Consider the following 5,557-nt stretch of genomic DNA (forward strand, 5'->3'; position numbering starts at 1 on the left):
GCGCTCACCACCGATCCGGCCGCGGCGCAGGAGACCCTCGAGGCCAACGTGCTGGCGATGGGATTCACGCCGACCCTCTCCGCCGGGACCCCGGACGGGGACCGCCGCCCGGACCGCGACCCCGTGACGGTCGAGATCACCTGGGACATGGGGACGGCCGGAGACGACGAGGCCGACAACGACGAGGCCGACGGCGACGAGGCCGGCTCCGACCCGGCCGGCGGGACCCCCGGCACGGAAGGCGCCGCCCGCATCGTCACGACCACCGGCGAGGCGCGGACCACCAGGGTCGGCGAGGACTGGAAGGTCGAGTGGGCGCCGACGATCCTCGACACCCGCCTCGAGCCGGGGGGCACCCTGGCCTTCTCCGAGATCCTGGACTACGACACCTCGGTCCTCGACCGCACGGGCGAACCGCTGCTGCAGTGGACTCCGGTGACCGCGGTGACCCTGGCGCCGGGGGCGGTGGAGTCGGCCGACGCTGTCGCGGCGCTGGTGAACCCCGTGGTGCAGACGATCACAGGGCAGACGATCCGCGAGGGCATGACGGAGGCGGGGGACCAGCCGTACCAGATCGTCGCGCTCCGCCCGTCCGACATCGACCCGATCCGCGAGCAGCTCGCCGCCGTCCCGGGGGTGAGCCTGCCCGAGCAGGGCCAACTCATCCGCACCGACCGGGACCTCGACTCCCCCGCTCTCACCGGGTTGCCCGACGCCTGGACCGAGGCGCTGCAGGAGGAGGGCGGCTGGACCGCGGAGATCGTCAATCCCGACGCGGAACCGATCGAGCTCGGCAGCGCCCCGGTGGGCCAGGTCGACGACCTCGTCTCCACGCTGCAGATCTCGATGCAGCGGGCCGCCCAGCAGGCGGTGGACTCCTCCGCCCTGGGCGCCTCGATCGTGGCGATCCAGCCCTCGACGGGCGGAATCCTGGCCGTGGCACAGAACTCCGCCGCCGACCGGCAGGGGCCGGTGTCCATGCAGGGCCGCTTCCCACCGGGGTCGACGTTCAAGATCGTCACCACGGCCGCGGCGCTCGAGGCCGGCGTCGTGGGCCCGGACGAGGTCGTGCCCTGCCCGGCCTCGGTCACCGTGTCGGGGCGCACGATCCCCAACGACGACGACTTCGAGCTCGGCCCGGTGCCGCTGGAGACCGCCTTCGCCCGGTCGTGCAACACCAGCCAGGCCGTCATCAGCGACCGGCTGACGCCGGAGGCCATGAAGGACACGGCCGCGAAGTTCGGCCTGGGCGTCGGGTTCTTCGCCCCCGGCCTCGGAGCGGACACCTTCACCGGGTCCGTGCCCGTCACCGAGCAGGGCCCGGCCCGCGTGGAAGCGGCGATCGGGCAGGGCGAGGTGTTGGCCAGCCCGTTCGGGATGGCGGTCATGACGGCCTCGCTGGCAAACGGCGGGCGGATGATCCTGCCGCACGTCGTCGACGGGATGACCGGCGACGCCAACGACGCACCGGAACCGCTCGACCCCGGAGTCGTCGACACCCTGCGCCGGTACATGGAGCAGACCGTCCGATCGGGCACCGCGACGGCCGCCAATTCGATCCCCGGACTCGGGGGCAAGACCGGCACGGCCGAGGTCGGCACCGGTCCCGCCCACGGCTGGTTCGTCGGTTCCACCGGGGACATCGCCCTCGCGGTGCTCATCGAGGGAGCCGACTCCTCGGGGCCCGCGGTGTCGATGGCCGCCGGGTTCCTCGGCGCCGCAGGACAGCCCGCACCCCTCGCGCGCGGGTGAGACGGTAGTTTCGCGTCATGCGTCTCCCCCGCCTCCCGCTGTCCGACCTCCCCGTCCCCGGCCTCGCCCGGTTGCCGTTCGTCTCCTCCCCCTCCCCCGCGGACACCAACCGCCGGGTGCTGGTCACCGGCGGGGCGTCGGGTCTCGGTCTGGCGTTGGTCACGGCGTTCCTCGAGCGCGGCGACCGCGTGATGGTCGCGGACCTCGCGGCCACCGACGACCGGCCCGCCTCGGTCCCCGGGGATGCGCGCTATCTGCGTCTGGACGTGCGTTCCGAGGAGGAATGGCAGGCGGCGCGCGCGGAGATCGAGCAGATCTGGGGCGGCATCGACGTGCTGGTCAACAACGCGGGCATCGCCCAGGGCGGCCGCATCGAGTACCTCACCGAGGAGGACTGGCGGCTCATCACGGACATCAACCTGCTGGGTGTGGCGCGGGGCTGCCGCACCTTCGTGCCGATGCTCAAGGCGCAGGGCCACGGGCACCTGGTCAACACGGCGTCTCTCGCCGGGCTCGTACACCCGCCGACCATGGCCTCCTACACGGCGGTCAAGGCGGCCGTGGTGGCGATCTCCGAGACCCTGCGGTGGGAGCTGGAGCCGTTCGGGATCGACGTGTCCGTGCTGTGCCCGTCGTTCTTCCGCACCAACCTGGCCTCGAGCCTCAACTCCTCGGACCCCGCCGCGAGCGGATTCGCGAGCAAGCTCATCGACCGCTCCGAGCGCGGCGCGGACGAGATCGCCGCCGAGGTGATGACCGGTCTGGACGCCAAGGAGTTCCTGATCCTGCCCGACCCGGACGCCCGCAAGGCCTACCGCGGCAAGCGGTTCATGCCCGCCGCGTACGCCAGGACCATGCTCGGGATGGGGCAGAAGTTCGCCCGCGCCACCGGCGGGAGCTGACGGTCCCGCGGGCCGCCCGTCCCGGTTCCGCCGGGCACGGCCCGAGTCGGCACCGCGCCCGGGGCAAGTACCCTGCGGTGCATGACTCCCTCGCTCCCCCTCCCCTCCACCGTGATGTCCCGCGCCGATCTCGACTTCCTGCTCCACGACTGGCTGCGGGTGTCCGAGCTGTGTGGGCGTGAGCGGTACGCGGACCACTCCCGCGAGACCATCGACGCCGTGGTGGACCTGTCGGCCGAGCTCGCCGAGAAGTACTTCGCCCCGCACAACCGCAAGGCGGACCTCAACGAGCCCAGGCTCGTGGGCGAGGAGGTCGAGCTCATCCCGGAGATCGCCGAGGCGCTGCGCCGCTTCGCCGACGCCGACCTGGTGGGCGCCGCGATGGACGAGCGGGTGGGCGGGATGCAACTGCCCTACACCGCCTACCTGGCGTGCATGGCGTGGTTCTACGCGGCCAACGTCGCCACCGCGGCGTACCCGCTGCTCACCACCGGCAACGCCAACCTGTTGATCGAGCACGGTTCGGACGAGCAGATCGAGCGCTACGTCAAGCCGATGGTCGAGGGCCGGTTCACCGGCACCATGTGCCTGTCCGAGCCGCAGGCCGGCTCCAACCTCGCCGACATCACCACCCGCGCCGAGCCGCAGGACGACGGGACCTACCGGCTGTTCGGGCAGAAGATGTGGATCTCCGGCGGCGAGCACACGATGTCCGAGAACATCGTGCACCTCGTACTGGCCAAGGTGCCCGGTTCGCCGGCCGGTACCCGCGGCATCAGCCTGTTCGTGGTGCCGAAGTACCTGGTCGACGAGGACGGTTCGATCGGGGAGCGCAACGACATCGTGATCACCGGCCTCAACCACAAGATGGGCTTCCGCGGCACGGTCAACACCATGCCCACCCTCGGCCAGGGCATGCACACCCCCGGCGGCCGGCCGGGCGCGGTCGGATACCTCGTGGGCGAGGAGAACACCGGCCTCAAGAAGATGTTCACCATGATGAACGAAGCCCGGCTCGGCGTGGGTCTGGGCGCCACGGCCCTCGGGTACACCGGGTACCTCAAGTCGCTCGACTACGCGCGCAACCGCCCTCAGGGGCGGACCGTCGGTGCCGATCCCTCCTCGCCGCAGGTCATGCTGACCGGGCACGCCGACGTGCGGCGGATGTTGCTGGCCCAGAAGTCCTACGTGGAGGGTGCCCTGGCGCTGGGGCTGTTCTGCGCGAGGCTCGTCGACGACGAGAAGACCGGGTCCCCGGAGGAGGCCGCAGCCGCCTCCACCCTTCTCAACGTCCTCACCCCGATCGCCAAGTCGTGGCCGTCGCAGTGGTGCCTCAAGGCCAACGAACTCGCGGTACAGGTACTGGGCGGGGCCGGGTACACGATCGACTACGACGTCGAGCAGCACTACCGCGACAACCGCCTCAACCCGATCCACGAGGGCACACACGGGATCCAGGCCCAGGATCTGCTCGGGCGCAAGGTCCTCGCCGGGGGTGGTGCCGGACTGGCCGCACTGAGCGAGCGCATCGCCGCCACCTGCGACCGGGCGGATGCGGCAGGCGGCCCGGCCGAGGAGTTCGCCGCGCTGCTCCGACCGCGGGTGACGCGACTGATCGAGGTGACCACCGCACTCGCCGGGCTCGGGGCGACCGACCCGGAGGCGTTCCTGGCCGACGCCACCGAGTACCTCGAGGCCGCCGGTCACATCGTGATCGCCTGGATCTGGCTCGAGCAGGTCCTCGCCCTGGGAGGTCGGATCGACGACGACGCCGACGGGTTCGCCGCCGGGAAGCGGCAGGCCGCGGCGTACTTCCTGCGGCGCGAGCTGCCCGTCGTGGACGCGAAGTTCGACCTGCTGGCCGCGGCCGACCGCACCACCCTGGACATGCGCGACGACTGGTTCTGACCAGCGGTGCCCCCGCCGAGCAGGCGGTCCTCAGCGGGCTGTGGACGATGCGAGCACGCCGTCCAACTCCTCGAACGCCTCGGTCCAGCCGTCGTAGACGCCGTGTTCGGAACCGCGGTCGTCGGGGTGCCGGGCCATGTGGAAGGTCATCAGGGTGCGCCCCTCGCCCGCCTCGGCGAGGTCGACGGTGATGACGGGGACCTCGTCCCCGCGCTCGTCGTCCGGGCTGACCCAGGTGAACCGGAGCCGGTCGGGCTCGCGGACCTCCAGGTATTCGCCCGTGGCCGGCCACTCGCCGCCGTCCGGGTCGATCATGAGGTAGGCGTAGCTGCCACCCACGCGGAGATCGATCGAGACGCTCTCGGCAGGGGTCGTGACCTCGTGCGGGTGCCACCAGCGAGCGGCCAGTGTCGGATCCGTCCACGCGCGCCAGAGGGTCTCGCGCGGGGCGTCGAATGTGCGGGTGATGGTGAATTCCGGGACGGACATGATGTCGTCACTCCTTCGATCGAGGCGTGCGACCTCGATCCGTGGGGTCGGCGTGCCCGGGCCGGATGTCGGTGAGCACGTCGTCGAGTCGGTCGAACTTCTGCTGCCACAGCGCGCGGTTGCGCTCGACCCAGGCCGTGGCGGCGTCCAGCGGTTCCGGCCGGAGCGTGCACACCCGCCACTGGGCGCGCGTGCTTCGCTCGATGAGACCGGAGGTCTCCAACACCCGGAGGTGTTGCGAGATGGCGGGTGCACTGATGTCGAACGGTTCCGACAACTCGCCCACAGTGGCCGGCCCGGCGCTGAGCCGCTCGAGGATCCCGCGACGCGTGGGATCGGCGAGCGCCTGGAACACCCGGGACAGCGGATCACCGGCCTGCTTCAATTCACTCATTCCTTAATTAGGCGATAGCTTAAGTATGCACCGTGACGCGCCTCTGTCAACCCCTCGTCCACGATCACGCCGACCGGAACACTCTCGCGGCGCGGGTGCCGGTGGTCCGGCC

5 protein-coding genes are annotated in these 5,557 nt (G+C 71.3%); 3 read left to right on the plus strand and 2 right to left on the minus strand.

Features of this window, described 5'->3' with window-relative positions:
• From G6028_RS17125 to G6028_RS17135, 3 genes are all read left to right on the plus strand, one after another.
• On the plus strand, nt 1-1,752 hold a 1,752-nt coding region (locus G6028_RS17125), incomplete at its 5' end, for a penicillin-binding transpeptidase domain-containing protein (protein WP_182659583.1).
• 17 nt (nt 1,753-1,769) lie between these two features.
• A complete protein-coding gene (locus G6028_RS17130) occupies nt 1,770-2,654 on the plus strand; it encodes an SDR family NAD(P)-dependent oxidoreductase (RefSeq protein ID WP_179523673.1) in 885 nt (294 codons plus the stop codon).
• Between the two features lie 81 nt (nt 2,655-2,735).
• Entirely contained in the window at nt 2,736-4,562 is a 1,827-nt protein-coding gene (locus tag G6028_RS17135; protein WP_182659584.1) for an acyl-CoA dehydrogenase, read from the plus strand.
• A 30-nt stretch (nt 4,563-4,592) separates the two neighbouring features.
• Here G6028_RS17135 and G6028_RS17140 read toward each other — a convergent pair whose 3' ends face one another.
• On the minus strand, nt 4,593-5,051 hold the full coding sequence (locus tag G6028_RS17140) for an SRPBCC family protein (RefSeq protein ID WP_182616416.1): 459 nt from the start codon (nt 5,049-5,051) through the stop codon (nt 4,593-4,595).
• Between the two features lie 7 nt (nt 5,052-5,058).
• Nucleotides 5,059-5,445 (minus strand): ArsR/SmtB family transcription factor, encoded by a 387-nt coding sequence (locus G6028_RS17145; protein WP_182610734.1) that lies wholly within the window; start codon nt 5,443-5,445, stop codon nt 5,059-5,061.
• Nucleotides 5,446-5,557: the final 112 nt, after the last annotated feature.

Source organism: Dietzia cercidiphylli (assembly GCF_014145145.1).
GTDB lineage: Bacteria > Actinomycetota > Actinomycetes > Mycobacteriales > Mycobacteriaceae > Dietzia > Dietzia natronolimnaea.

Bases quoted from the DNA above. Each gene is read 5' to 3' on its own strand.
- G6028_RS17145 (WP_182610734.1), bottom strand. From the start codon at position 5,445: ATGAGTGAATTGAAGCAGGCCGGTGATCCGCTGTCCCGGGTGTTCCAG.
- G6028_RS17140 (WP_182616416.1), bottom strand. From the start codon at position 5,051: ATGTCCGTCCCGGAATTCACCATCACCCGCACATTCGACGCCCCGCGC.
- G6028_RS17130 (WP_179523673.1), top strand. From the start codon at position 1,770: ATGCGTCTCCCCCGCCTCCCGCTGTCCGACCTCCCCGTCCCCGGCCTC.
- G6028_RS17135 (WP_182659584.1), top strand. From the start codon at position 2,736: ATGACTCCCTCGCTCCCCCTCCCCTCCACCGTGATGTCCCGCGCCGAT.